Genomic DNA, 24,554 nt, shown 5'->3' with positions numbered 1-24,554 from the left:
GATTCGGGGCGGCCATGAAAAAAGCCGATGGCCCCGTTATGGGGCCATCGGCTGGGTGATGCAAGTGGCGTCGAGAGGGGCGCCTGAACCGGACTTCACATACCTTCGACCGGGCGCTCCATGCCGCCTGTTCAGTCGCCGGAGGCGGCCTTGGCCGGCGGCGTCTGGTAGATCACGTAGGGCTCGGACTTGTGCTCGATGACCGACTCGTCGACCACCACCTTGCTCACGTTCTCCTGCGACGGCAGGTCGTACATGGTGTCCAGCAGCACCGACTCGACGATGGTGCGCAGGCCACGGGCGCCGGTCTTGCGCTTGAGCGCCTTCTTGGCGATCGCCGACAGCGCGTCCGGGCGGAACTCGAGTTCGACGTTCTCCATCTCGAACAGCTTCTTGAACTGCTTGGTGATGGCGTTCTTGGGCTCGGTCAGGATCTTGATCAGCGCCGCTTCGTCCAGTTCCTCCAGGGTCGCCACCACCGGCAGGCGGCCGACGAACTCGGGGATCAGGCCGAACTTGATCAGGTCCTCGGGCTCGACCTCGGCCAGCACCTTGCCCACTTCCTGCTTGCGCTCGCTGCTCTTGACCTTGGCGCCGAAGCCGATGCCGCCGGCGTCGCTGGAACGCGCCTGGATCACCTTGTCCAGCCCGGCGAACGCGCCGCCGCAGATGAACAGGATGTTCTTGGTGTCCACCTGCAGGAATTCCTGCTGCGGATGCTTGCGCCCGCCCTGCGGCGGCACGCTGGCCACGGTGCCTTCGATCAGCTTCAGCAGCGCCTGCTGCACGCCTTCGCCGGACACGTCGCGGGTGATCGAGGGGTTCTCGCTCTTGCGCGAGATCTTGTCGATCTCATCGATGTAGACGATGCCCTGCTGCGCCTTCTCGACGTCGTAGTCGCACTTCTGCAGCAGCTTCTGGATGATGTTCTCCACGTCCTCGCCCACATAACCGGCTTCGGTCAGCGTGGTGGCGTCGGCCATGGTGAACGGCACGTTGAGCAGGCGCGCCAGCGTCTCGGCCAGCAGCGTCTTGCCCGAGCCGGTCGGGCCGACCAGCAGGATGTTGGACTTGGACAGCTCGACGTCGTCGCTCTTCTGACGGCTCTCGATGCGCTTGTAATGGTTGTACACGGCCACCGCCAGCGTGCGCTTGGCGCGATTCTGGCCGATCACGTACTGGTCCAGGACTTCGAGGATCTCGCGCGGCTTGGGCAGCGAACTGCGCGCCGACTGCGCCTTTTCCTCGAGTTCCTCGCGGATGATGTCGTTGCACAGCTCCACGCATTCATCGCAGATGAACACGCTCGGACCCGCGATCAGCTTGCGTACTTCATGCTGACTCTTGCCGCAGAACGAGCAGTAAAGAATCTTGCCGCTGTCTCCGGAACGACCTTGCCGGTCTTCGCTCATGCTTCGCTTACCCAGTTACCCCCCCATGAACAGGGGGTTCGATTTCGAGAATAGCACAGGGCCGGATGGACGCCAGTCCAGTTCCGACCCTGCAGAAAACGCCGTGTTTTCGGCTACTTGTACCGGTCACGCCGGTTGGATCGACTCTTCCGAACGACGGTCCACGACCTGGTCGACAAGGCCGTATTCCTTCGCCGCTTCCGCGCTCAGGAAACGGTCGCGCTCCATGTCGCGCTCGATCCGATCCAGCGGCTGCCCGGTGTGCTGGGCGTACAGCCCATTCAGGCGCTGGCGCAGGTACAGGATTTCCTTCGCGTGGATTTCGATGTCGGTCGCCTGCCCCTGCGCACCGCCGGACGGCTGGTGGATCATCACCCGCGAGTTCGGCAGCGCGAAACGCTTGCCCTTGGCGCCGGCCATCAGCAGGAACGATCCCATGCTGCATGCCTGGCCGGTGCACATCGTGCTGACGTCGGGCTTGATGAACTGCATCGTGTCGTAGATCGCCAGACCCGCCGTCACCACGCCGCCGGGCGAGTTGATGTACAGGTGGATGTCCTTCTCGGGATTCTCCGCCTCGAGGAACAGCATCTGCGCGACCACCAGGTTGGCGACGTGGTCGTCGATCGGGCCGACCAGGAAGATGATCCGTTCCTTGAGCAGGCGCGAATAGATGTCGTAGGCGCGCTCGCCGCGGCTGGTCTGTTCGACCACCATCGGAACCATGTTCAAGGCTGTGGTTCGGTTGTCCATGTGAGGCACCTGTGTTTGACGGGGAACATCCCCGCGCCGGAGCGCGGGGCGGATGAGCGACCGCCTTACGGGCGGATCGCTTCCTGGAACGACAGCGCCTGTCCGGTGTGCTGGGCACGCTCGGCGATCCAGTCGATCACCTGCTCTTCCATCACGCGGTTCTGCAGGCCACCCATCAACTGGGGGTCGTTGCGGTACATCTCAATGACCTGCTCCGGCTCTTCGTAGGTCGAGGCGATCAGGCGCATGGTTTCGTTCAGGCGCTTGGGATCCAGGCGCAGATCATTCTTGCGGGCGACTTCGCCGACCAGCAGGCCGACCAGCACGCGCTTGGAGGCAGCGTCCTTGAAGCCTTCGTGCGCATCGGCCGGCACGTTGCCGGGGTTGCCGCCCTGGCGGCGGATCGCATCGATCTGCTGGGCCAGCATGGCGCGGGCTTCGTTCTCGACCAGGCGCGGCGGCAGTTCGACCGACGCATAGGCGGCGATCAGCTGCTCGCCCACTTCACGGCGCAGGCGGTTCATCAGCGCGCCCTTGAGCTCGCGCTCAAGGTTCGAACGGATGTCGGCGCGGAACTGCTCCAGTCCGCCATTCTTAACGCCGAAGCTCTTGATGAAGGCGGCATCGACCTCCGGCACCACAGGCTCGGACACCTCGGTGGCCTTGACCGTGACCTTGACGTTCTTGCCGGCCAGCGCCGGTACGCGCCAATCGGCCGGGAACTCGACGTCCAGCGTCTTCTCTTCGCCCTTGGCCAGACCGACCAGACCCTTCTCGATCTGCTCGAACATCATGCCCTGGCCAACAATGATCGTACCCTGCTCGGCGCCTTCGGCCGGCAGGCGCTCGTCACCGGCCTGCGACCAGGTTTCCAGCGCGACCAGGTCGCCTTCCTGCGCGCCCCGCGCGACCGCCTTCCAGCTGCGGCGCTGCTGGCGCAGGTTTTCGATCATCTGGTCGATGTCGGCATCGGTGACTTCGGCGGTGTGGCGCACCACGGTCAGCTTGGTCACGTCGACATCGCCGAAATCCGGCACCAGTTCGACGGTGGCGACGAAATCGAACTCGCCTTCGCCGGCCTTGTCGATGCGCGGGTTGCCGGCGATGCGCAGTTCATGCTGGCGCAGCGCGGCATCGAAGGTCTCGCGCAGCAGGCCGTCCATCGCTTCGGCGCGCACCTGCTGGCCGAAACGCTGCTCGACCACCTTGGCCGGCACCTTGCCCGGACGGAAACCCTTGATGCGCACGGTGCGGGCGATCTCGCCGAGTCGGCCACTGATGTGGCTCTGCAGGCGCTCCTCCGGCAGGGAGAAGGTCAGACGGCGTTCCAGGTTGCCGGTGGATTCGATCGAAGCTTGCATGTGGACTCCTGCCACCGGTGGCGCCCAGGCCCCGGTACGATGTGGAAGATGAACGGTTTCCGACGGACATGATTCCGCCGCAGCCCTGTAGTTTCGCCGATTCCGGCTGGCGCTTCCAGCCTGCCGCCGGACAGGTATGCCCGAGGACCATCCGGCCGACTCACGGATGGTGCGAAAGGGGGGACTCGAACCCCCACGCCTTGCGGCACTGGAACCTAAATCCAGGGCGTCTACCAATTCCGCCACTTTCGCGTCCGGCCGGCATTGTTGCAGACCTGCGGGCAAAAAACTCCCTGAACAACCTTCGCGGCGCAGGCAATGACCCACAAGGCAACCCGCCAGGAATGGCAGCGCCGACTGCCAGGCAGCGGATCGCATCTGCGGCTCAGGCCGCCTCGCCAGGCGGTGAGGCAAAGAAAAGGGCACCCGCCATAGCGGATGCCCTTGTCTGGTGGGCTGTCAAGGATTCGAACCTTGGACCTATTGATTAAGAGTCAACTGCTCTACCAACTGAGCTAACAGCCCTGAAACAACGGTGCGCACTACTGCCTGCAACACCGGACTCCTGCTTGAAAACGCAGGATCCTCACTTAGAGAGGAAAACAGCCACCCGGCGTACCAGGTGGCTGTCTCGATTGGTGGGCCGTCAAGGATTCGAACCTTGGACCAATTGATTAAGAGTCAACTGCTCTACCAACTGAGCTAACGGCCCTGAAAATCAGGGGGCGAATGTTACCTGCACCCTTTAGTTCTTTCAACCCCGGAATGCACATCCCGGCGTTTTTCTGTTCAGTGGGGTGGCTGAGGGGATTCGAACCCCCGACCACCGGAATCACAATCCGGTACTCTAACCAACTGAGCTACAGCCACCACTGAAAACCTGCAACCCACCGCTTGCGCCGATTGGCGCGCCCGACAGGAATCGAACCTGTAACCGCCGGCTTAGAAGGCCGGTGCTCTATCCAGTTGAGCTACGGGCGCTCTGACCGGATCGTCGCACTCCAACACGCGCTGGTCGCATCGGATGGTCGGGGTAGAGGGATTCGAACCCCCGACATCCTGCTCCCAAAGCAGGCGCGCTACCAGACTGCGCTATACCCCGGCGGTGAATCTCCCGAGGTTCCCCCCGAAAGGTCGGCTATTGTCGGAACTGTGGAGCAGTCTGTCAACGGCGGATTTCATCGCAACAGCGGTTGGTTATGCTGCCGGCATTCCCGCCCTCTCCAGGAGCCCCTCATGCGCAGCGGCAATCCCGCTCTTTCCGACTCCACTTTCCTCGACCTCGGCAGCGGCACCGTGGTTTCGCGCCGCGCCGATGCGATGACCCTCAACGGCACCGTCAACAAGACCGGCCTGCTGTTGCTGCTGGCCGTGCTGACCGCGGCCTTCGCATGGAACCACACGCTGACCGATACCGGCGAACTCGCCAGCGGCGCGCGGCTGTATCTGTGGGGCGGCATGATCGGCGGCTTCGTACTGGCGATGGTCACCATCTTCAAGAAGACCTGGGCGCCGGTGAGCGCGCCGCTCTATGCGCTGGCCGAAGGCCTGTTCCTGGGCACGATCTCGGCGATCTACGAAGCGCGCTTCCACGGCATCGTGTTCCAGGCGGTACTGCTGACCTTCGGCACCCTGTTCGCACTGCTGTTCGCCTATCGCAGCGGGCTGATCAAGGCCACCGAGAACTTCAAGCTCGGCGTGGTGGCGGCTACCGGCGGCATCGCACTGGTCTACCTGGCGACCATCGTGCTGGGCCTGTTCGGCGTGCGCATTCCCTTCATCCACGACTCCGGACTGATCGGCATCGGTTTCAGCCTGTTCGTGGTGGTGGTCGCTGCGCTGAACCTGGTGCTGGATTTCGACTTCATCGAGAGCGGCGTGGAAGCCGGCGCACCGAAGTACATGGAGTGGTATGGCGCGTTCGGGCTGATGGTCACGCTGGTGTGGCTGTACATCGAATTCCTGCGCCTGCTGTCCAAGCTGCAGTCGCGCAACTGATTGCCCGGCGGCTCCTGCAGAAGCGACGCAGATCGCGACCGGATAGAACAGAAAGCGACAGGCATGAATGAAGAAGGGCGCCATCGGCGCCCTTCTTCCTGTTGACCCATCGGCCGCCGATTACAGGCGGCTGGCGATGGCCCTGGCGAAGTCCATGGTGCCGCCCGTGCCGCCCAGGTCGCCGGTCAGCGAATCCTTGGCTTCCATGGTGGCGACGATGGCCTTGCGCAGGCGCTCGGCGTTCTCCGGCTGGCCGACGTGGTCCAGCATCTGCGCCGCACCCAGCAGCAGCGCGCACGGATTGGCGATGCCCTTGCCGGCGATGTCCGGCGCAGTGCCGTGCACAGCTTCGAAAATGGCCGCGCCCTCGCCGATGTTCGCACCCGGGGCCAGGCCCAGGCCGCCGACCAGGCCGGCGCACAGGTCGGAAATGATGTCGCCGAACAGGTTGGTGGTGACGATCACGTCGAACTGTTCCGGGCGCATCACCAGCTGCATGCAGGTGTTGTCCACGATCATTTCCTGGAACTCGATCTCCGGATAGTTCGCGGCCACTTCGCGGGCGACGTTCAGGAACAGGCCCGAGGTCGACTTGATGATGTTGGCCTTGTGCACGGCGGTGACCTTCTTGCGGCCGGTGCTGCGGGCCAGCTCGAAGGCGTAGCGCACGATGCGCTCGGAGCCCTTGCGGGTGATGCGGGTGCCGGAGAACGCGGTCTCGCCGTCGGCCGACACTTCCTGGCCTTCGGACAGGTAGGCGCCTTCGGTGTTCTCGCGCACGGTGATCAGGTCGACGTTCTCGTAGCGCGACTTGGTGTTCGGGAACGAGATGGCCGGGCGCACGTTGGCGTACAGGTCGAACTGGCGGCGCAGGGCCACGTTGATCGAACTGAAGCCACCACCGACCGGCGTGGTCAGCGGGCTCTTCAGCGCCACCTTGTTCTTCTTGATCGATTCCAGCGTGCCGGCCGGGATCAGCTCACCGTGCTTTTCCAGCGCGGCCAGGCCGGCGTCGGCGAACTCGTAGGACAGCCCGGCGCCGAGCTTGTCCAGCACGAACAGGGTGGCGTCCATGATTTCCGGGCCGATGCCATCGCCGCGGATGACGGTGATTGTCTGCGTCATGATTTGGGTTCCGAACAGTGAGGGGGGAGCGCACGCCGGCCGGCTGCCCGGGATCAGACGCATGCAAAAGTTTCAACTGTCAATTATGCCTGATCCGCCGGCCCCGCCCCAACTGGACCAAGGTCGCAGGTTCAGCCGTGGTCGTGCCCGGCCGGTGCCTCCGCGGCCCCGGACTCCAGCTGGTCCAGGAAGTCCACGGCGCGCCGCAGGTGCGGGATCACGATCGAGCCGCCGACCACCAGGCCCACCGAGAAGGTCTCGAAGAACTCCTCGCGACTGACTCCGGCGTCCTTGCACTGGGCCACGTGGTAGCTGATGCAGTCGTCGCAGCGCAGCACCAGCGACGCCACCAGTCCCAGCAGCTCCTTGGTCTTCACATCCAGCGCGCCAGCCTGGTAGGTCTGGGTGTCCAGCGCGAAGAAGCGCCGCACGACCTGGTTCGGCTCGGCCAGGATGCGCTGGTTCATACGCTGGCGGAATTCGGTGAATTCGGCCAGGCGGTCCTTGTCGCCGCCGCTCATGCGCCCTCGCCCGCCAGCAGCGGCTCGAGCTTGCCGGCGCGGTGCAGCGCCATCATGTCGTCGTAGCCGCCGACGTGGACATCGCCGACGAAGATCTGCGGCACGCTGGTGCGGCGGGTAAGCGCCATCATTTTCTCGCGCTCGGCCGGGTCCAGGTCGATGCGCACCTCGTTCCAGGTCCTGCCCTTGCTCTTGAGGAAGTTCTTGGCCGCCACGCAGTACGGGCACACGGCGGTGGAATAGAGGGTGATCTCGGGGGTCTGGCTGCTCACGGGAAACTCCGCGCGGGAAATATTGTCCCTATATGGTAGCTGCGCGCCGGATCACACCGGCCAACGCTGGAACACTGCGGGTTAACCTGTGCTTCACACCCGCCCCCTGCTTCCCCGTCATCCTCCGCCCAGCCCTACCGGAGCTTCACGCTTGCGTACCCTGCTGCTTGCCACCGCCGTCGCCCTGGCCCTGGCCACGCCCCTGTCCCGGGCCCAGGAAAGCAGGCTGCCGGACATCGGTTCGTCAGCCGGCGAACTGCTCACCCCGGCGCGGCAGGCCGAGTATGGCGGCATGATGCTGCGTGAGCTGCGCAATTACGGCTACCTGGTCGATGATCCGCTGGTCGACGACTGGCTGCAGGCCATGGGCACCCGGCTGGGTTCCAACAGTGCCCAGCCGCAGCAGAAATTCACCTTCTTCATGCTCAAGGACCGGCAGATCAACGCCTTCGCCACCCTGGGCGGCTATATCGGCATGAACGCGGGCCTGGTACTGACCGCCGAGCGCGAGGACGAGGTCGCGGCGGTGCTGTCGCACGAAATCTCGCACGTCACCCAGCAGCACGTGCTGCGCAGCGTCGAGAAGGCGCAGCGCGACCAGATCCCGATCCTGCTGGGCATGCTGGCGGCGGTGATCGCCGCACAGCAGGCCGGCGGCAACTCCTCCGGCGACGCCACCATGGCGGCGATCACTTCGGGCATGGGGTTGATGCAGCAGCTGCAGATCGACTTCACCCGCTCCAACGAATCGGAAGCCGACCGCCTCGGCATCCGCACGCTGGCGCGCAGCGGCTACGACGTCGATGCGATGGCCGGCTTCTTCGAGCGCATGTCGGCGGCGATGCGTGGCAACGAGGGCGGCTATTCCACGCCGGATTTCCTGCGCACCCATCCGGTCACCGTCACCCGCATCAGTGAAGCCAAGTCCCGTGCCGAGCAGATGAAGAAGGACACGGTGTTGCTGACCACGGCCACGCCCACCGGCGTACGCCAGGAACGGGTGAACCCGACCGAGCCCAGTGCCGACCCGATCAAGGCCAGCGGCAACCCGCTGCTGCCCGGCTCGATGCAGTTGTCGCTGCCTTCGCTCGGCCTGCCACGCGGTCCCAGCGGCCAGTTCGACTGGGCGCGCGAACGCCTGCGCGTGCTCAGTGCCCCCACCCCGTCCGAACTGGTGCGCGAATACCAGGACCTGCGCCGCAGCCAGAAGAACGGCCTGAGCGATCCGCAGCGCTACGGCGTGGCCATCGCCCAGCTGCGCGACGGCGGCAACGCGGTCCAGCAGGCATTGCAGGACCTGCAGCAGCTGCAGTCCGAGCACCCCGACAACCTGTGGGTGAACCTGGCGCTGGGCGAGGCCGAGTCGCGCACCGGCCACCACGCAGAGGCCAACCGCCGCTTCGACGCCCTGCTGCAGAAACTGCCACAGAGCCGGCCGGTAGCGCTGACCTACGCACAGGTGCTCAACGAGCAGGGCGGCGTGGAGGCCGGCAAGCGCGCCCAGGCCATGTTGCGACCGCTGCTGGCCCGCGCCGGCGACGACCCGGTGTTCCAGCGCACCTTCGCCCGCGCCTGCGAACTGGCCGGCGACACCGTCCGCGCCAGCGAAGCCTATGCCGAGGCCGCCTACCTGAATGGGCGCCCGGAGCAGGCGCTGCTCCAGTTCCAGGCGCTGCTCAAGCAGCCGGACCTGGACTACATCAGCCGCTCCCGGGTCGATGCACGGATCGAGGCGATCATGCCCACCGTGCTGGAGATGCGCCGACTGGGCGAGCGCGACCCGGACATGCAGCGCCGCTGAGCATTGGAATCACGACGGGCTCCTTACTTCGATGGCTTCGCAACTGCTGCTGATCGAGCCGCCGTCGAGCGAATAGGTCACAGGGAACTGCAGCAGCGCCGGCATGCGCCGCGGATTGTCCGGCCCGGGAGAAAACCTCCACTGCGAAACCGCATACAACGCGGCATCTTCAAGCGCCTTGGCCGCCGGCCCCTTGAGACTCAAGCGGGATCGCATGACCCTGAACTGATCGGGCCGGCCATCGTTTCCAATCACGGCCCCGACCACGACGCAGCCCTGCGCCCCCTCTACCACAGCCTGGCGGGGATAGCGCGGCGGCGAAGCCTCGCCTTTCACAAGCCAGAAAGCGCCGTTGGGCTCACCGGGCGACGGGACCAAGGTGCGACCGTCGCGGACGATCCCGGGGGAATCCACCGGCAGAGCGTTGCGCTCCCCCCATGATGCCAGGTCGGCGAATTCGCATTGGGCGCGCACCCGGCGGTCCTGGGATTCCGCCCCGAGCACCGGAGCCAGACGCCCATCGATCGACGCAAACCCCACCACCTCCCAGCCGAACATGGCAACCGCGGAACGCTGCTTAGGGCTGAAAGCCCATCCGGCAACCGCCGCCACCGCCCGCTCGGAGAACACGTCCCGGGCCTGTGGTGGCACGTCCGAGGTATAGGCCCCCTGCATCACCCGTACCTTCGCGACCGAGCCATCCATGAGGATGTGGTATCCCACCAGCAAGCAGCCTGCGGAAGAATCAGGCATGCCAGCCAGAGCCTCCATCGACACAGTTCCCTGCAGCTTCGGCTTCCAGTTGTCCAGCGGCTTCCTGTCGGATGACTGCGCTGCGGCAGATGCCGCCACAAGCACGAGCAACAGCACCCCACCTTGTCCCAATATCCGCATGCGAGCCCCCAGCTCCGACGTCGGCGAGCGCTTACCGTATCCCAAACCCAGCCCCTCTCCAGCATCGGCAAACGGGTTCCCCCCTCCGCGCCGGACTCCGTATCAGGCAACCAGGCCAGCGAAACCGCCGGCACGCTGTCACAAACCCGTCATCAAACCGTAGTCTACTGGGCACATCCCGGTCCTGATGGGCTTTACGGCAGGCAACTCGTGCAGAAACGCATCCTTATCGTCGATGACGAACCGGCGATCCGCGACATGGTCGCCTTCGCCCTGCGCAAGGGGGAATACGAGCCGGTGCATGCCGGCGACGCGCTGGAGGCGCAGACCGCCATCGCCGACCGCGTGCCGGACATGATCCTGCTGGACTGGATGCTGCCCGGCACCAGCGGGCTGGAACTGGCCCGCCGCTGGCGCAAGGAGGCGCTGACCCGCGACGTGCCGATCATCATGCTCACCGCCCGCGGCGAGGAGAACGACCGTGTCGGCGGCCTGGAAGCCGGCGTGGACGATTACGTGGTCAAGCCATTCTCGGCGCGCGAACTGCTGGCGCGCATCCGCGCGGTGATGCGCCGCACCCGCGACGACGACGAGGACGGCAGCGTGGCGATCGGCCCGATCCGCATCGACGGCGCCGCGCACCGGGTGTTCGCCGGCGACGCACCGGTCTCGATCGGCCCGACCGAGTACCGCCTGCTGCACTTCTTCATGACCCACCCGGAGCGCGTCTATACCCGCTCGCAGCTGCTGGACCACGTGTGGGGCGGCAGCGTGTACGTGGAGGAACGCACCATCGACGTGCACATCCGCCGCCTGCGCAAGACGCTGGAACCGTTCGGCGCTGAAAACATGGTGCAGACGGTGCGTGGCGCCGGCTACCGCTTCTCGGCCTCGATCTGAGTTCCGGGCCGCGGCCGGCCCCGATGCTTCCTGCTATAACCGGTCACAGTTCCGATGGATCCATCCGCAACACCCGAGAGCGCAATGCCCCGCCAATTCCGATCCGCCTGGTTGAAGACACTGGCCACCGTGGCCGTGCTGCTGTTGTCGGCCCTGCTGATCGGCACCCTGCTCGGCTTTCCCTCGCTGGCGGTGGCCTTGGCGGCGCTGGGCGTCCTGGCCTGGCACTACTGGCGGCTGCGCCAGGTGCTGCTGCGGCTGACCGCGCGCCAGCGCTGGGAAACGGCCAGCGGCACCGGCGTGTGGAACGAACTGGATCGCCTGCTCCACCGCAACCAGCAGGAAATGCGCGCGCGCAAGCGACGCCTGATCGACATGCTGCGCAGCTACCGCGCCGCCGCGGCGGCGCTGCCCGACGCGGTGGTGGTGGTGGACCGCAACACCCAGCGCGTGCAGTGGTTCAACGAAGCGGCCACCGCGCTGCTCGGCCTGCAGCATCCGGCCGACATGGACGCACCGCTGGTCGAACGCCTGCTGCCGCTGCCGTTGGCGCACTGGCTGGCTGGCGGCCGCAACGCCGAACCGATCCTCGACGCCAATTCGCCGGTCGATCCTGGCATCCGCCTGCACCTGCGCCTGATCCCGTACTCGGACCATCACTGGCTGCTGGTGGCGCGCGACGTCACCAAGCTGCTGCACCTGGAACAGGTGCGCCGCGACTTCGTGGCCAACGTCTCGCACGAGCTGCGCACGCCGCTCACCGTGGTGCACGGTTACCTGGACATGATGGACCCGGAAGATTTCCCCGATACCGGGCCGATGCTGGCGGAGATGCGCAAGCAATCCCAGCGCATGGCGCAGCTGGTGGAAGACCTGCTCACCCTGTCGCGGCTTGAATCGCAGCAGCACACCGAACTGGAAACCGTGGCGATGACCTCGATGCTCGCCTCGCTGCGACGCGAGGCCGAGGCGCACAGCCAGGGCCGCCATGCGATCCTCGTCGAGGACAGCGCCGGCATCGACCTGGCCGGCTCCAACAAGGAACTGCACAGCGCGTTCTCCAACCTGGTCACCAACGCGGTGCGCTACACCCCGGCCGGCGGCCGCATCACCCTGACCTTCGCGCGCGAAGGCAAGGGTGCGGTGCTGGCGGTGACCGACACCGGCTACGGCATTCCCGCCAACCACCTGCCGCGCCTGACCGAACGCTTCTACCGCGTATCCAGCAGCCGTTCGCGCGAGAGTGGTGGCACCGGCCTGGGCCTGTCCATCGTCAAGCACATCCTCGGCCTGCACCAGGCGCGCCTGGAAATCCGCAGCGAAGTCGGCCAGGGCAGCACCTTCGCCTGTCATTTCGATGCCGAACACGTGCGCCCTCGCAGCGCCCTCCCCTCGTCCCCGTCCACGGAAGACTTCCCGGCATGAACGCTCCCGCTCCGTCCCCAGCACCCGCGGCCTCCAGCAACGATCCGCTGCGCGAGCCGGCGCTGTACATCAACCGCGAACTGTCGCAGCTGGACTTCAATTTCCGCGTGCTGGCGCAGGCGATGGACGAGCAGGTGCCGCTGCTGGAGCGGCTGCGCTTCCTCTGCATTTCCTGCACCAACCTGGACGAGTTCTTCGAGATCCGCGCGGCGGCGGTGCGCCACGCGCAGGAATTCGGCCTGCCGCCGGCACCGGACGGGCTGAGCCCGCAGGAAATCCTGACCGCCATCCACGACCGCGCCGCCGAACTGGTGGAGCAGCAGTACCGCTGCTGGAACGAAGTGCTGCGCCCAGCCCTGCAGGAAGCAGGCATCGGCATCCTCTCGCCCTCGACCTGGACCGCGCGCCAGCGCCGCTGGCTGCGCGCCTATTTCCGCAACGAGATCATGCCGGTGCTCTCGCCGCTGGGGCTGGACCCCTCGCATCCGTTCCCGAAGATCCTCAACAAATCGCTGAACATCGTCGTCGTGCTCAAGGGCACCGATGCCTTCGGCCGCGCCGGGCACCTTGCGCTGGTGCGTGCGCCGCGCTCGCTGCCGCGCATCATCCAGTTGCCGAAATCGCTGGGTGGCACGCAGAACTTCGTGCTGCTCTCGGCGGTGCTGTCCACCTTCGTCAACGAACTGTTCCCGGGCATGGACGTGCGCGGCGCCTACCAGTTCCGCGTCACCCGCAACTCCGAACTGGTGGTGGACGAGGAAGAAGTGGAGAACCTGGCGCTGGCACTGCGCGATGAACTGGTCGACCGCGGCTACCGGCCGGCGGTGCGCCTGGAGATCGCCCACGACTGCCCGCGCGCGATCGTGCAGACCCTGCTGCAGAACTTCGGCCTGTCCGAGAACGCCGCCTACCGCATCGACGGCTCGGTCAACCTCAACCGCGTCATCCAGGTCTATGACCTGGTGCAGCGGCCGGACCTGAAGTACCCGCCGATGACGCCGCGCGTGCTCAAGACACCCGAGGGCATCTTCGAGATGGTGGCGCGCGACGACGTGCTGCTGCACCACCCGTTCGACTCCTTCAGCACCGTGCTGGAACTGATCCGCGAAGCGGCGGTGGACCCGAACGTGCTGGCGATCAAGCAGACGCTGTACCGCACCGGCAAGGATTCGGGGATCGTCGAGGCGCTGATCCAGGCCGCGCGCAACGGCAAGGACGTGACCGTGGTGGTGGAGCTGCGCGCGCGCTTCGACGAGGAAGCCAACCTTGGCCTCGCCGACCGCCTGCAGGATGCCGGCGTGCAGGTGGTCTATGGCGTGGTCGGCTACAAGACCCACGCCAAGATGCTGCTGATCGTGCGCCGCGAGGGCCGCAAGCTGCGCCGCTACGTGCACCTGGGCACCGGCAATTACCACAGCGGCACCGCGCGCGCCTACACCGACCTGAGCCTGATCACCGCCGATCCGGATATTGGCAACGACGTGCACCAGCTGTTCCAGCAGCTGTCCGGGCTGGCCTCGAAGATGAAGCTGGAGTGCCTGCTGCAGTCGCCCTTCACCCTGCATGCCGGCCTGCTGCAGCGGATCGAGCGCGAGACCCAGCTGGCGCTGGACGGCAAGCCGGGACGCATCATCGCCAAGATGAACGCGCTCAACGAGCCGCAGGTGATCCGCGCCCTCTACGCGGCATCGCAGGCCGGCGTGCAGATCGACCTGATCGTGCGTGGCGCCTGCACCCTGCGCCCGGGCGTGGAAGGGGTCTCGGACAACATCCGGGTGCGCTCGATCGTCGGCCGCTTCCTGGAGCACAGCCGCGTCTACTGGTTCGGCAACAACGGCGCGCCGGAACTGTTCTGCGCCAGTGCCGACTGGCTGGAGCGCAACCTGCTGCGGCGCGTGGAGACCTGTTTCCCGATCCTCGACAGCGACCTGTCGCGGCGCATCTACCGCGAGGTGCTGCAGAACTACCTGGACGACAACCTCAACGCCTGGGAACTGCAGGCCGACGGCCGCTACCGCAAGTGCACGCCGCAACCCGGCCAGCCGCCGCACTCGGCGCAGCAGGCGCTGCTCGAAGCGCTGTAGGCGTCGGCCGCATCCGCGGGAGCGGCTTCCGCCGCAAAGGGGCTTCCCGGCCAATCACCCCGGCCTCCCGCGCCGGGCTTTGCCGGAGTGCCCCTTCGCGGCGGAAGCCGCTCCCACGAAGGCACCTTGCGCGCGGATTCGCGCGCAAGGTGACACGCGCCCCCGGCCATCCACTACCATTCCGCCATGCCCCAGTCCTCCCCGACCTTCCCCCCCCTGCAGGACGGCGATCTGCTGGCCGCCATCGACCTGGGCTCCAACAGCTTCCACATGGTCATCGCCCGCTATCTGCTCGGCCAGCTGCGGGTGGTCGACCGCCTGCGCGAGACCGTGCGCATGGCCGACGGGCTCGATGGCAAGGGCGGGCTGTCGGCCGAGGCGCGGCAGCGCGCGCTCGAATGCCTGGCCCGCTTCGGCCAGCGCATCCGCAACATCCCGCCCTACCGCGTGCGTGCGCTGGCCACCAACACCGTGCGCCAGCTGCGCTCGCCGCTGTCGTTCCTGATGCCGGCCGAGACCGCACTGGGCCACGCCATCGAAGTGGTCAACGGCCGCGAGGAAGCGCGCCTGATCTACCTGGGCGTCGCCCACGCACAGCCGCCCAAGCCCGGCCAGCGCCGGCTGGTGATCGACATCGGCGGTGGCTCCACCGAATTCATCATCGGCAGCGGCATGCAACCGCTGGAACGCGAGAGCCTGCAGGCCGGCTGCATCGCCAGCACGCGCCGCTTCTTTCCCGGCGGCAAGCTGAGCAAGAAGCGCTGGAAGGATGCGCTCACCGAGATCGGCGCCGAGTTCCAGCCGTTCGCGGCCAAATACCGGGCGCTGGGCTGGGACGAGGCACTGGGTTCGTCCGGCACCCACAAGGCGATCAGCGAGATCTGCGCGGCGATGAAGCTGAGCAAGGGCGCGATCACCGCGCAGGCGCTGCCGCAGCTGCGCGAGGAGCTGCTGCGCGCCCGGCACATCGACGACATCAACCTGCCCACCCTGTCCAGCGAGCGCCGGCCGATCATTGCCGGCGGCGTGCTGGTGCTGGAGGCCGCCTTCCAGTCACTGGGCCTGCAGAAACTGCTGGTCAGCAAGGCGGCGATGCGCGAGGGCATCCTCTACGACATCATGGGCCGCGCCAGCGACAACGACCCGCGCGACGAATCGGTGGCGGCGCTGACCCGCCGCTACGACATCGACGCCGCCCAGGCGCTGCGCGTGGAGGCCACCGCCCTGCGCCTGTTCGAACAGGTCGCCGAGAGCTGGAAACTGGATTCGGACGACGCCCGCATGCTGGGCTGGGCCGCGCGCCTGCACGAACTGGGGCTGATGATCGCCCACAGCGGCTACCACACCCATGGCAGCTACGTGATCGAGCACTCGGACATCGCCGGCTTCTCGCGCCAGGAACAGCAGATGCTGGCCGCGCTGATCCGCACCCACCGCCGCGGCGTGCCCAAGACCGCCTTCGATGCCCTGCCCGACCGCCTGCTGCTGCCGGCCCGGCGTACCGCCGCGCTGTTGCGGCTGGCAGTGCTGCTGCACCGCTCGCACGAGGACGACCCGATCCCCACGCTGGAACTGAGCGTGGACGGCAACGCCCTGTCGCTGGTACTGGACAAGACCTTCATCGACGCGCGCCCGCTGCTGCGCGCCGACCTCGTCGGCGAGAACGAAGGCATGGTCGGCCTGGGCATCGCGTTCCGCCCATTCGTCGCCTGATCCGGCAGCACCGGCACCGACTGCGGACAGATGCCGGCCGCTGGTCGGCGCGATCATCCGGATCGCATGAAATCCGGAGCCCGCGCGCGATCGGCGCATCGTCCCGCGGGGTCTTCCTCCAGATGCCTCCACGGGCCACATGGATCCCATCACGCAGCAGCGCTGCCCGTGCGTTCACCGGCGCGACTCATTGGCCCGGGCTGGACTTCTCCGCCCATGTCCTGAACTCCGGCCCCGCCGACCGCAGGTTCCCGCGCAGATAGGCGCGCAGGCGCTGGCCAGGCGGCTCCGGCGCCGGGCCGCCGAGATGCGCCTGCAACAGGGTCTCCATGCCGAACAGATAGGCTTCGCGCGGAAGCGGATCGACCGGCGAATGCCCGCCGCCCGGCTCGACCAGCAGGGTGACGGGACGTCCCTGCGCCTTCAGCGTCGCCACGTAGTCCGTCACCTGGCGGATCGCCACCGTGCGGTCGGCGCCACCAGCCATCACCAGCAGCGGCTGGCGCATCTTCGCGGCGTTGAGTTGCGGCGACTGCGCGTGCAGGCGCGCGAACACCGCCGGCTCGGTGGCGTCCAGCGACAGTGCGCGCAAGGTCTGCTGCAGCGACCGGTCGGGAAGGTCGCCCTGCTCGCCGGCCGCGACCAGCCAGCGCATCGCCCAGCCAAGGTCGGCCGGCGGGGCGCCAGCCACGCCGACCTTGAACAGTTCCGGCTGGAAGGTCAGGCCAAGCAGCGTGGAATAGCCGCCGAAGGAATGACCGACGATGCCCACGCGGCCCTGGTCGCCGATGCCCTGCGCCAGCAGCCAGCGTACGCCTTCGACGATGTCGCGCTGCACGCGGCCATTGCCGTAGTCGCCATTCGACGCGAACGTGTACGCGCGGCCATGGCCGGTGGAGCCGCGGAAGTTCGACTGGAACACCACATAGCCGCGGTTGGCGAGGAACTGCGCCACGCCATCGTAGCCGTCGCGGAAATGGTTGATCGGCCCGCCATGCACCTGCGCGATGAGCGGTGCGCGCGCGGCGTCCACGCCCGGCGGCAGCACCAGGAAGCCGCGCGCGCGCAGGCCATCGGAGGCCACGTAGCTGACGGCGATCTTGCGCGCCAGTGCGGCTTCCTCCGGCGAACCGTTGGTGATGCCGGGATCATCGAGGATGCGCCGTAGCCCGCCGTCACGCGGGTTGTACAGGTACCAGCGCGGATCACGCAACGTCGCCGCGCGCTCGCTCACCAGCCATAGCGCGGAGGGACCGCCGCCGGCCTGCAGGCCGATGTCGCGGCCCGGGAACCTGCGCACGATATCCGCAACCACCTCCCGCGCATCGCCAATGCCGTAGGTCGCGGCAACGGTGCTGCGATAGCTCGCCGCCAGTGGTTGCTGCGTACCCGGATCGACCACGACTTCGTCGAGGTCGGCTTCGCCGCGCGGGTCCTGGTGCAGCGTTTGCAGTCTGTCGTGCGCATCCAGCCGCATTACCCGGCGGAAATTCCCGCCGGGCGACGTGCTGTCTGGATTGCCGGTCATCAGCAGGCTGCCATCCGCGTGCACGGCCAGCAGGTCCAGCCGCTCCATCGGCTGCAGGCGCAGCACTTCGCGCAGCGCTCCGTCCGCGCGCACCCGGTACAGCGCGTCGTGGTCGCCCTCGAAACGCGCCAGCGCGACGATACGGCCCCGCGCGTCCAGCGCGACGTCGTGTATCCAGCGTGCATCCTCATGCAGCAGGGTGCGCTTGCCGCGCGCATCCATGCGCACCACCCGCCAGCGCTCGCCCTTGCCGGCGGCTACGCGCTCGCCCAGCAGCACGGCGGCCGGCTGCGAGGGATCGAGCTTGATCACCCGCCGCCGTTCGGGGCCGCCCAGCGGTACGCGCACGCCGCCGCGGCCATCGACGCCGACGATGGTCAGCACGCGCGAGGCGCGCAGGAACAGCCAGCGACCATCGCGCGACCACATCAACTGCCCGGCCTGCGTGCTGCCCACCAGCACGCGCGCCTTGCCGCTCCCGGCATTCGCCGGCAGCAGCCACAGCGCGCGCGACTCCTTCTGCTCGCGCAGATAGGCCACGGCATCGCCGGCCGGCGACAGCTCGGCGGCCACCAGGGTGCGATTCTCGAGGAAGGCCGTGCGCGGCAGTCGCGGTGCACGCGGCAGCGTGCGTTGCGCGGCTTCCGCGGCGCGCAGGCTTTCGGCCTCCTGCGCGGGCAGCGTGCGAGGAGCAAGCAACAGGGCGCACAGCGCCAGCGTGCCGCACAGGGTCCGGAACGTCGTCATCGTCTGGTTCCTTTCCGTTCCGGCTCAGGCGGCGACCGGCTGCGCGCCAGGCGCGGCCATCGACAGGGTTTCGCGACGCGGGTACATGAGCCACAGGCTGGCCAGCGCCGGCAGGCCGACCACGCCGCACAGCAGCACCCAACCCCAGCGGCCATGCGGGGAATGCGACTGCCGGCCGGTCAGCCACACCGCACCGAGCAACGACAGCAGGCAGCAGGCGGCGGCCAGCCACAGGATCGGCGCTGGCATCGGCTCGGGTGCGGCACGCAGCGGGTCCTTCGCCGCGAACAGGTCCGCCGCGCCCAGGCAGAGTGCACGGATCACCGGCGACAGCCAGGTGTTGCGGTTGGTATAGATCGAAGGCAGATCGATCGAGAGGGCGCGGCGCGCCACTTCCCGCGCATGGCCCTTGCCGTCCACGCGCAGCACCTGCTGGAACGGATGCTGCAGTTCGCCGCTCCACACGCCCCAGGTGTAGGTGTACGACACCAGGTAGCCGTCCAACAGTTCGACCACGTCCATCCGGCCCAGCTTGCCCACCGCTGCCGGCATCGGCACGCGCATCAGCGGCTGCAGCAACTCCAGCCCATTGCCCGCCTCGCGGCCGGGATAGAAATAGGCGGCACGATCGCTGAGTACCAGCAGGTTGTCGCCGGCCGGCTCCGGCGGGCTGGCCATCACCTCGCCCTGCGGCAGGCGGATGCGCTCGAACATGCGCTGCTGCTCGCTGTCGTACTGGTAGGCCGCGTGCGCGTTGTACAGGTAGGTGGCGCCGTACGGCATGGTCGGCGCAGGGAACGCGGCCTGTTCCTCGCCCACGCCCATTTCGCCTATCCGGCGCTGGTCGCGCAGGCCGCGGGTGACGAAGCGCGCGCGGTCGTGGCTGTACACCATCCACAGATTGTTCTCGTCGTCGCCCAGCTCCAGCGGCGACAGGTTGGTCATGCTGCCCTGCACCGGCAGGTTGCGCAGCGGATTGGTCGTGTACACATCGGACAACGCGATCTGCTCGCGCCACAGCGCCGCCTGCGGGTCGCGGCTGCCGGCGATGCCCATCAGCAGAATGTCCTTGCCTTCGGCGCGGTCGGCCTCGATGTAGCCGCCCGCAGGCGGTTTCGACATGTTGAGCGGATGCGTGCCTGCCACCGTCCACAGCACTTCGGCACCGTAGCCCAGCATCCACACCAGGAAATACGCACCCACCTGCACCGGCAATGCGACTGCCAGCACGGCGGCGGGATTGCGCGACGGCGCGGCGGGATCCGGCTTGAACGCGATCGCCAGCAACACAGCCAGGAACGCGACGGCCACGCACTGCACGCCCAGCATCGCAACGCCGGTGGCCTGCGCGTACAGGAAGAGGTTGGGCAGCAGGAAACCGGCGAACGAATAGCGGCGATTGCCGACCATCGCATATGCCCCGGCCAGATAGCCGGACACTGCGATCAGCCCGCCGGCGACCGCCAGCAGCCAGTGGCGGGCATCGACCACGCGCGCGGTCATCGTGTCCTGATACGCCGCGACCAGGAAGATCGGCAACGCCACCGCCAGCAGCAACAGCAGCGTCACCGCGGCAGTCAACGCGCCCGCGATCCGCAAGCGATGCAACGGCCGGTGCAACAGGTTCAGCCAATGATTCGGCTTTCGGTAGCTGCCCATCTGGTACAGGCCGAACGCAGCGCCGACCACCACGTACGCCGCGCCGAACACCTGGTAGACGAAGGTTGGCTGTTGCGCCATGTCCACCATGCGGCTCAGGAAGGCCAGCACGGCAAAATTGACGATGCCGGCGACGGCAGCCCACAGGCGGAAGCGCTGCAGCTCGCTTTTGAAGAAATCGAACATCGTGTTGTCCTCGTTGTCTGGGACGCGCTCAGGCCGCGGGCGGCGCGGCGTGGTTCTTGGCCAGGAAGGCGTTGACGGCGCGGTCCAGGCTGACCGGCATCGACTGCATGCTGCGCGCTCCGGCCGCACGCAGGAAGCGCTCGAAGCCGGCGTCCTGGTCCAGCACCAGGTAGTGGTGCAGGCCGTCGAGCCGCTGTACTTCCAGCAGGCCGGGCACGGTATGCGGCTCCGGTCCCTTGAACGGCACATCGGCTACCCAGTGGCTGACGCGCGCGGTGAACTCCTCCGGCACGGACATGTGTTTCAGCTGCCCGCGTTCGAGGATGATCAGGTTGTCGGCGATGCGCTCGATCTCCTCCATCTGATGCGAGCAATAGATCACCGTGCAGTCGTCGGCGGCGTTGCTATACAGCAGCGATTCGAGGAAGGCGCGCTTGGCGACCACGTCCAGGCCCAGCGTCGGCTCGTCCAGCACCAGCAGCTCCGGGCCCTGCGCCAGCGCCAGCGCGAGGTTGAAGCCGGCGCGCTCGCCGCGCGAGAGCTGGCCGACCTTCTGCTCCGGCAGCACGTTGTAGTGGCCGATCACGCCGTCGAAGGCCTGCTGGTTCCAGCGCGGGTACTGGTGCTTCTGCATCGCCATCACCTGCGACACGCGCATCCAGTTCGGCAATGTGTGTTCCTCGTTGACGAAACCTATCCGCGCGCGATCCTCCGGGGTCAGCGACTGGCTGTCCTTGCCGAGGATGCGCGCCTCGCCCGCGCTCGGCGGCATGAAGCCCATCAGGATGCGGAACAGGGTGGACTTGCCGGCGCCATTGGCGCCGACGATGGCGTGGATGCGGCCGCGAGGGATGGCGAGATCCAGCCGGTCCAGCGCCAGCTTGTTGCCGTAGCGCCGGGAAAGCGCGCGGGTTTCGATGACGAATTCGGTGGGCATGGGAAAACTCTCTTGGAGTTGTCTTCCCGGGCGCCGCAAAGCCTGCTTCATCGCAGTTCGACAAACAGGCCTTTCGCTGCGCTCAGGGCAACGCAGATGAGGGAAACCGCGCTCAGGCGGTCTTTCGCGGAACCAGTTGCTCGAGTTCACGGGCCACCCGCGTCTGCACCTCGTCGGGGGGGAAACCCAACGGGATCACATCGTTGACGAAGCGACCGATGGCGTCGTCCAGCCGGCGCCCGCGTTCGGCGTCGGACAGCCGTTGGCGGGGCGCGGCCACGTACAGCCCCATGCCCTGTCGCGACTCCAGCCAGCCTTCGGTGGTCAGCTCGGCGTAGGCCTTGGCCACGGTGTTCGGGTTGACCATCAGTTGCTGCGCCAGGCCGCGCACGCTGGGCAACTGGTCGCCTTGATCGAGCTCGCCGGTGGCGATCTTCATCCGCACCGCATCCACGATCTGCCTGCCGATCGGGCGTGGATCGCCGGTGGCGATCTGGATCATCAACGCTCGTGTCCGTGCCATGTTCACCTCCGCCATCTGTACTATTTGAAATAGTACAGTTAATACATGGCGAAGCGTCAAGCCCCTTTCGACGAAAGCCTGTATCGCGAGGACGAACCGGCCCAGGGCGCCGACGGAGTCATCCGCCGGTCATCGCCACGACATGCACCGGTCACCCCCGGCGCGCACGCTGCCGGCAAAACGGAGGAGCCATGCGCTACGCCATCGTCACCGAGACCTATCCGCCGGAGGTCAACGGCGTCGCCCTGACCGTGCAGGGCCTTGAGCGCGGCCTGCGCGCCCGCGGCAACGACGTGGACGTGGTGCGTCCCCGCCAGCCGCAGGACGCGGCGCAACCGCACGAACTGCTGGTGCGCGGCGTGGCGCTGCCGCGCTATCCCGGCCTGCGCTTCGGGCTTCCGCTGCCCTACCGGCTGGCGCGGCACTGGCGCCGGCAGCGTCCCGACGCGGTCTACATCGCCACCGAGGGCCCGCTGGGCTGGTCGGCGCTGCGCACCGCGCGGCGGCTCGGCATCCCGGTCGCCACCGGCCTGCACACCCGCTTCGACACCTACCTGCCCGACTACGGTGCGGCCTGGCTGCAGCCCGTCGCGCTGGGCTGGATGCGCCGCTTCCACAACCAGGGCGACGCCACGCTGGTGCCCACCCGCGAGCTGCAGGGCTTCCTGGAAAACAGTGGCTTCCATCACCCGCGCCTGCTCGCGCGCGCCGTGGATGCCTCGCAGTTCACGCCGCGGCAACGCAATGCGGAACTGCGCCGGGCATGGGGACTGGACGCGCGCGGGCTGGCGGTGATCCATGTCGGCCGCATCGCCGCGGAGAAGAACCTCGGCCTGGCGATACAGGCGTTCCGCCGGATCCAGCAGCAGCGCCCGGACGCGCGCTTCGTCTGGGTCGGCGACGGGCCGCTGCGCGAGCGCATGGCGCAGGAGAATCCCGACTTCGTCTTCTGCGGCATCCAGCGCGGACAGGAACTGGCCCGCCACTTCGCCAGCGGCGACCTGTTCCTGTTCCCGAGCCGCAGCGAGACCTTCGGCAACGTCACCCTGGAAGCCATGGCCAGCGGCGTGGCCACGGTCGCCTTCGACTATGGCGCCGCACGTGAACATCTGCAGAGCGGGTACAGCGGCGTGGCCGTGGACAACGACGAGAACTTCATCGACGCGGCGCTGCGCCTGGCCGGCGACGACGCCCTGCGCACGCCGCTCGGCGCCAACGCCAGCCTGGCGATGCAGCGGCTGCACCCGGACCACGTGGTCGCCGAATTCGAGGCCCTGCTGCACGAACTGTCGCAACGGAGACGTGCCCATGCCCTTGCTGCCGCCTGACGGCCTGCTCGCCCGCGAAACCCGCTGGTGCCGGCGGGCGAACCACTACTGCCGCCGTCGCCGCATCCGCACCCTGTTCGCGGTCATCAGCCGCCTCGGCGATGGCGTGTTCTGGTACCTGCTGATGGGCGCGCTGGTGCTGGCCGACGGCATGGACGGCCTGCGCGCGTCGGCGCACATGGCCGCCACCGGCGTGGTCGCGCTCACGCTCTACAAGGCCCTCAAGCGCTGGACCCGGCGCCCGCGCCCGTTCGCCACCGACCTGCGCATCCGCGCCTGGGTCGCGCCGCTGGACGAGTACAGCTTTCCCTCCGGCCACACCCTGCACGCGGTGTCCTTCACCGTGGTCGCCCTGGCCTATTACCTGTGGCTGGCACCGCTGCTGCTGCCGTTCACCGCCGGCGTGGCGCTGTCGCGCGTCGTGCTCGGCCTGCACTATCCCAGCGACGTGCTGGCCGCGACCGGTATCGCCCTGCTGCTGGGTACCGCCTCGCTGCAGTTGATGCCTTTGCCGTTCTGACCTGGAGCGCCGGCCAACCGCTGGCTGGCCTCGCCCATCCGGCGCAGGACGCTGCACGGACCCGTGCCGCATCCCGCCGGTGAGGCGGCGGCGTTGCCCTACAATGGCCGCCATGACCACGCTGTTCATCTCCGATCTGCACTTGGACCCGAGCCGTCCAGCCATCACCGGACTGTTCCTGGATTTCCTGCGCGGGCAGGCGCGGCAGGCCGAGGCGCTGTACATCCTCGGCGACCTGTTCGAAGCCTGGATCGGCGACGACACCCCCTCCACCGCCGCCGATGCGGTCGCGACCGCGCTGCGCGAGCTGGCCGATGCCGGCGTACCGGTGTTCTTCCTCCGCGGCAACCGCGACTTCCTGGTCGGCGAGGACTACGCCCGCCGCGCCGGCATGCGCATCCTGCCCGACCCCTGCGTGGTCACGCTGTACGGCAAGCCGGTACTGCTGCAGCACGGCGACCTGCTGTGCACCGACGACATCGCCTACCAGGCATTCCGCGCGCAGACCCGCGACCCGGCCTTCATCGCCCAGTTCCTGTCGCAACCGCTGGAAGCGCGCATCGCCTTCGCGCAGAAGGCGCGCGCGGCCAGTCAGGCGCGCCAGTCGGAGATGAAGGAAGGCGACCGCGCCCAGTTCGAAACCGTCACCGACGTGGCCCCGGCCGAAGTCGTCGCCACGTTCCGCCGCTATGGCGTGGACACGATGATCCATGGCCACACCCATCGCCCGGCCGTGCACAGCGTGCAGGCCGGCGGAACCACCTGCACCCGCATCGTGCTCGGCGACTGGTACGAACAGGGATCTGTGCTGCGCGTGGATGCCGATGGATACCGACTGGAAGCATTGGCACCGTAGGTGCTGAAATC

Annotated in this window: 20 protein-coding genes and 6 tRNA genes; 9 read left to right on the top strand and 17 right to left on the bottom strand. The window is 67.5% G+C overall.

Going from position 1 to position 24,554, the window contains the following annotated elements; genetic code table 11:
- Positions 1-131: 131 nt before the first annotated feature.
- The 9 genes from clpX to AC1DGW_RS00165 form a co-directional block, all read right to left on the bottom strand.
- On the bottom strand, positions 132-1,412 hold the full coding sequence (gene clpX, locus AC1DGW_RS00205) for an ATP-dependent Clp protease ATP-binding subunit ClpX (protein WP_055767686.1): 1,281 nt from the start codon (positions 1,410-1,412) through the stop codon (positions 132-134).
- A 126-nt stretch (positions 1,413-1,538) separates the two neighbouring features.
- On the bottom strand, positions 1,539-2,165 hold the full coding sequence (clpP, locus tag AC1DGW_RS00200) for an ATP-dependent Clp endopeptidase proteolytic subunit ClpP (RefSeq protein ID WP_478018643.1): 627 nt from the start codon (positions 2,163-2,165) through the stop codon (positions 1,539-1,541).
- Positions 2,166-2,230: 65 nt separating this feature from the next.
- Complete coding sequence (tig, locus tag AC1DGW_RS00195; protein WP_478018642.1) at positions 2,231-3,526, bottom strand: trigger factor; 1,296 nt, start codon at positions 3,524-3,526, stop codon at positions 2,231-2,233.
- A 167-nt stretch (positions 3,527-3,693) separates the two neighbouring features.
- Positions 3,694-3,778: transfer RNA gene (locus tag AC1DGW_RS00190), tRNA-Leu, on the bottom strand.
- Between the two features lie 197 nt (positions 3,779-3,975).
- Positions 3,976-4,051: transfer RNA gene (locus AC1DGW_RS00185), tRNA-Lys, on the bottom strand.
- 111 nt (positions 4,052-4,162) lie between these two features.
- A tRNA-Lys gene (locus AC1DGW_RS00180) sits at positions 4,163-4,238 on the bottom strand.
- Between the two features lie 81 nt (positions 4,239-4,319).
- Positions 4,320-4,396, bottom strand: a tRNA-His gene (locus AC1DGW_RS00175).
- A 34-nt stretch (positions 4,397-4,430) separates the two neighbouring features.
- A tRNA-Arg gene (locus tag AC1DGW_RS00170) sits at positions 4,431-4,507 on the bottom strand.
- Between the two features lie 44 nt (positions 4,508-4,551).
- A tRNA-Pro gene (locus tag AC1DGW_RS00165) sits at positions 4,552-4,628 on the bottom strand.
- A gap of 134 nt (positions 4,629-4,762) precedes the next feature.
- Between AC1DGW_RS00165 and AC1DGW_RS00160 the strand changes: the two genes are divergently transcribed.
- Positions 4,763-5,524 carry a Bax inhibitor-1/YccA family protein gene (locus tag AC1DGW_RS00160; RefSeq protein ID WP_478018640.1) on the top strand — a complete coding sequence of 254 codons (762 nt, stop codon included), beginning with the start codon at positions 4,763-4,765 and terminating at the stop codon, positions 5,522-5,524.
- A 120-nt stretch (positions 5,525-5,644) separates the two neighbouring features.
- On the opposite strand, the gene AC1DGW_RS00155 is transcribed toward AC1DGW_RS00160, so the two are convergent.
- The 3 genes from AC1DGW_RS00155 to grxC form a co-directional block, all read right to left on the bottom strand.
- Positions 5,645-6,649, bottom strand: a complete 1,005-nt coding sequence (locus AC1DGW_RS00155; RefSeq protein WP_478018639.1) for an isocitrate dehydrogenase — start codon at positions 6,647-6,649, stop codon at positions 5,645-5,647.
- A gap of 131 nt (positions 6,650-6,780) precedes the next feature.
- Positions 6,781-7,170: a carboxymuconolactone decarboxylase family protein gene (locus AC1DGW_RS00150; RefSeq protein WP_478018637.1), complete on the bottom strand. Its 390-nt coding sequence runs from the start codon at positions 7,168-7,170 to the stop codon at positions 6,781-6,783.
- Complete coding sequence (gene grxC, locus AC1DGW_RS00145; RefSeq protein ID WP_478019572.1) at positions 7,167-7,463, bottom strand: glutaredoxin 3; 297 nt, start codon at positions 7,461-7,463, stop codon at positions 7,167-7,169. The genes AC1DGW_RS00150 and grxC overlap by 4 nt, the downstream gene beginning before the upstream one ends.
- 130 nt (positions 7,464-7,593) lie before the next feature.
- Between grxC and AC1DGW_RS00140 the strand changes: the two genes are divergently transcribed.
- Positions 7,594-9,243, top strand: coding sequence for a M48 family metalloprotease (locus tag AC1DGW_RS00140; RefSeq protein WP_478018636.1), 1,650 nt, complete (start codon positions 7,594-7,596; stop codon positions 9,241-9,243).
- Between the two features lie 9 nt (positions 9,244-9,252).
- On the opposite strand, the gene AC1DGW_RS00135 is transcribed toward AC1DGW_RS00140, so the two are convergent.
- Positions 9,253-10,101: an energy transducer TonB gene (locus tag AC1DGW_RS00135; RefSeq protein ID WP_478019570.1), complete on the bottom strand. Its 849-nt coding sequence runs from the start codon at positions 10,099-10,101 to the stop codon at positions 9,253-9,255.
- A gap of 246 nt (positions 10,102-10,347) precedes the next feature.
- On the opposite strand from AC1DGW_RS00135, the gene phoB reads away from it, so the two are divergent.
- From phoB to ppx, 4 genes are all read left to right on the top strand, one after another.
- The gene (phoB, locus tag AC1DGW_RS00130) at positions 10,348-11,037 is read left to right on the top strand and encodes a phosphate regulon transcriptional regulator PhoB (protein WP_478018635.1); all 690 of its coding nucleotides are present in this window, start codon (positions 10,348-10,350) and stop codon (positions 11,035-11,037) included.
- An 84-nt stretch (positions 11,038-11,121) separates the two neighbouring features.
- A complete protein-coding gene (gene phoR, locus AC1DGW_RS00125) occupies positions 11,122-12,462 on the top strand; it encodes a phosphate regulon sensor histidine kinase PhoR (protein WP_478018634.1) in 1,341 nt (446 codons plus the stop codon).
- Positions 12,459-14,546: a polyphosphate kinase 1 gene (gene ppk1, locus AC1DGW_RS00120; RefSeq protein ID WP_478018633.1), complete on the top strand. Its 2,088-nt coding sequence runs from the start codon at positions 12,459-12,461 to the stop codon at positions 14,544-14,546. Before phoR ends, ppk1 begins: the two co-directional genes overlap by 4 nt.
- 186 nt (positions 14,547-14,732) lie before the next feature.
- Complete coding sequence (gene ppx, locus AC1DGW_RS00115) at positions 14,733-16,259, top strand: exopolyphosphatase (protein ID WP_478018632.1); 1,527 nt, start codon at positions 14,733-14,735, stop codon at positions 16,257-16,259.
- A 187-nt stretch (positions 16,260-16,446) separates the two neighbouring features.
- Here ppx and AC1DGW_RS00110 read toward each other — a convergent pair whose 3' ends face one another.
- From AC1DGW_RS00110 to AC1DGW_RS00095, 4 genes are all read right to left on the bottom strand, one after another.
- Positions 16,447-18,534: a S9 family peptidase gene (locus AC1DGW_RS00110; RefSeq protein WP_478018630.1), complete on the bottom strand. Its 2,088-nt coding sequence runs from the start codon at positions 18,532-18,534 to the stop codon at positions 16,447-16,449.
- 24 nt (positions 18,535-18,558) lie between these two features.
- Positions 18,559-20,379 (bottom strand): hypothetical protein, encoded by a 1,821-nt coding sequence (locus AC1DGW_RS00105; protein WP_478018629.1) that lies wholly within the window; start codon positions 20,377-20,379, stop codon positions 18,559-18,561.
- 28 nt (positions 20,380-20,407) lie between these two features.
- Positions 20,408-21,316: an ABC transporter ATP-binding protein gene (locus AC1DGW_RS00100; protein ID WP_478018628.1), complete on the bottom strand. Its 909-nt coding sequence runs from the start codon at positions 21,314-21,316 to the stop codon at positions 20,408-20,410.
- Between the two features lie 112 nt (positions 21,317-21,428).
- Entirely contained in the window at positions 21,429-21,839 is a 411-nt protein-coding gene (locus AC1DGW_RS00095; protein ID WP_478018627.1) for a GntR family transcriptional regulator, read from the bottom strand.
- 191 nt (positions 21,840-22,030) lie between these two features.
- Between AC1DGW_RS00095 and AC1DGW_RS00090 the strand changes: the two genes are divergently transcribed.
- The 3 genes from AC1DGW_RS00090 to lpxH all read left to right on the top strand — a co-directional run bounded on the left by AC1DGW_RS00090 (position 22,031) and on the right by lpxH (position 24,543).
- A complete protein-coding gene (locus AC1DGW_RS00090; protein WP_478018626.1) occupies positions 22,031-23,167 on the top strand; it encodes a glycosyltransferase family 4 protein in 1,137 nt (378 codons plus the stop codon).
- A complete protein-coding gene (locus AC1DGW_RS00085) occupies positions 23,148-23,687 on the top strand; it encodes a phosphatase PAP2 family protein (RefSeq protein ID WP_478018625.1) in 540 nt (179 codons plus the stop codon). The genes AC1DGW_RS00090 and AC1DGW_RS00085 overlap by 20 nt, the downstream gene beginning before the upstream one ends.
- A gap of 112 nt (positions 23,688-23,799) precedes the next feature.
- On the top strand, positions 23,800-24,543 hold the full coding sequence (lpxH, locus tag AC1DGW_RS00080) for a UDP-2,3-diacylglucosamine diphosphatase (RefSeq protein ID WP_478018624.1): 744 nt from the start codon (positions 23,800-23,802) through the stop codon (positions 24,541-24,543).
- Positions 24,544-24,554 lie beyond the last annotated feature (11 nt).

This window comes from Stenotrophomonas sp. 05N423 (assembly GCF_056397145.1).
The sequence above is the reverse complement of the archived record's forward strand: the minus strand, read 5'-3'. Positions and strand labels throughout refer to the sequence as shown.

Coding starts and splice junctions, on each gene's coding strand:
- clpP (WP_478018643.1), bottom strand. CDS start 2,165: ATGGACAACCGAACCACAGCCTTGAACATGGTTCCGATGGTGGTCGAA.
- AC1DGW_RS00095 (WP_478018627.1), bottom strand. CDS start 21,839: ATGGCACGGACACGAGCGTTGATGATCCAGATCGCCACCGGCGATCCA.
- AC1DGW_RS00160 (WP_478018640.1), top strand. CDS start 4,763: ATGCGCAGCGGCAATCCCGCTCTTTCCGACTCCACTTTCCTCGACCTC.
- AC1DGW_RS00100 (WP_478018628.1), bottom strand. CDS start 21,316: ATGCCCACCGAATTCGTCATCGAAACCCGCGCGCTTTCCCGGCGCTAC.
- ppx (WP_478018632.1), top strand. CDS start 14,733: ATGCCCCAGTCCTCCCCGACCTTCCCCCCCCTGCAGGACGGCGATCTG.
- AC1DGW_RS00150 (WP_478018637.1), bottom strand. CDS start 7,170: ATGAGCGGCGGCGACAAGGACCGCCTGGCCGAATTCACCGAATTCCGC.
- AC1DGW_RS00155 (WP_478018639.1), bottom strand. CDS start 6,649: ATGACGCAGACAATCACCGTCATCCGCGGCGATGGCATCGGCCCGGAA.
- AC1DGW_RS00085 (WP_478018625.1), top strand. CDS start 23,148: ATGCCCTTGCTGCCGCCTGACGGCCTGCTCGCCCGCGAAACCCGCTGG.
- tig (WP_478018642.1), bottom strand. CDS start 3,526: ATGCAAGCTTCGATCGAATCCACCGGCAACCTGGAACGCCGTCTGACC.
- clpX (WP_055767686.1), bottom strand. CDS start 1,412: ATGAGCGAAGACCGGCAAGGTCGTTCCGGAGACAGCGGCAAGATTCTT.
- lpxH (WP_478018624.1), top strand. CDS start 23,800: ATGACCACGCTGTTCATCTCCGATCTGCACTTGGACCCGAGCCGTCCA.
- AC1DGW_RS00090 (WP_478018626.1), top strand. CDS start 22,031: ATGCGCTACGCCATCGTCACCGAGACCTATCCGCCGGAGGTCAACGGC.
- AC1DGW_RS00105 (WP_478018629.1), bottom strand. CDS start 20,379: ATGTTCGATTTCTTCAAAAGCGAGCTGCAGCGCTTCCGCCTGTGGGCT.
- AC1DGW_RS00110 (WP_478018630.1), bottom strand. CDS start 18,534: ATGACGACGTTCCGGACCCTGTGCGGCACGCTGGCGCTGTGCGCCCTG.
- phoR (WP_478018634.1), top strand. CDS start 11,122: ATGCCCCGCCAATTCCGATCCGCCTGGTTGAAGACACTGGCCACCGTG.
- ppk1 (WP_478018633.1), top strand. CDS start 12,459: ATGAACGCTCCCGCTCCGTCCCCAGCACCCGCGGCCTCCAGCAACGAT.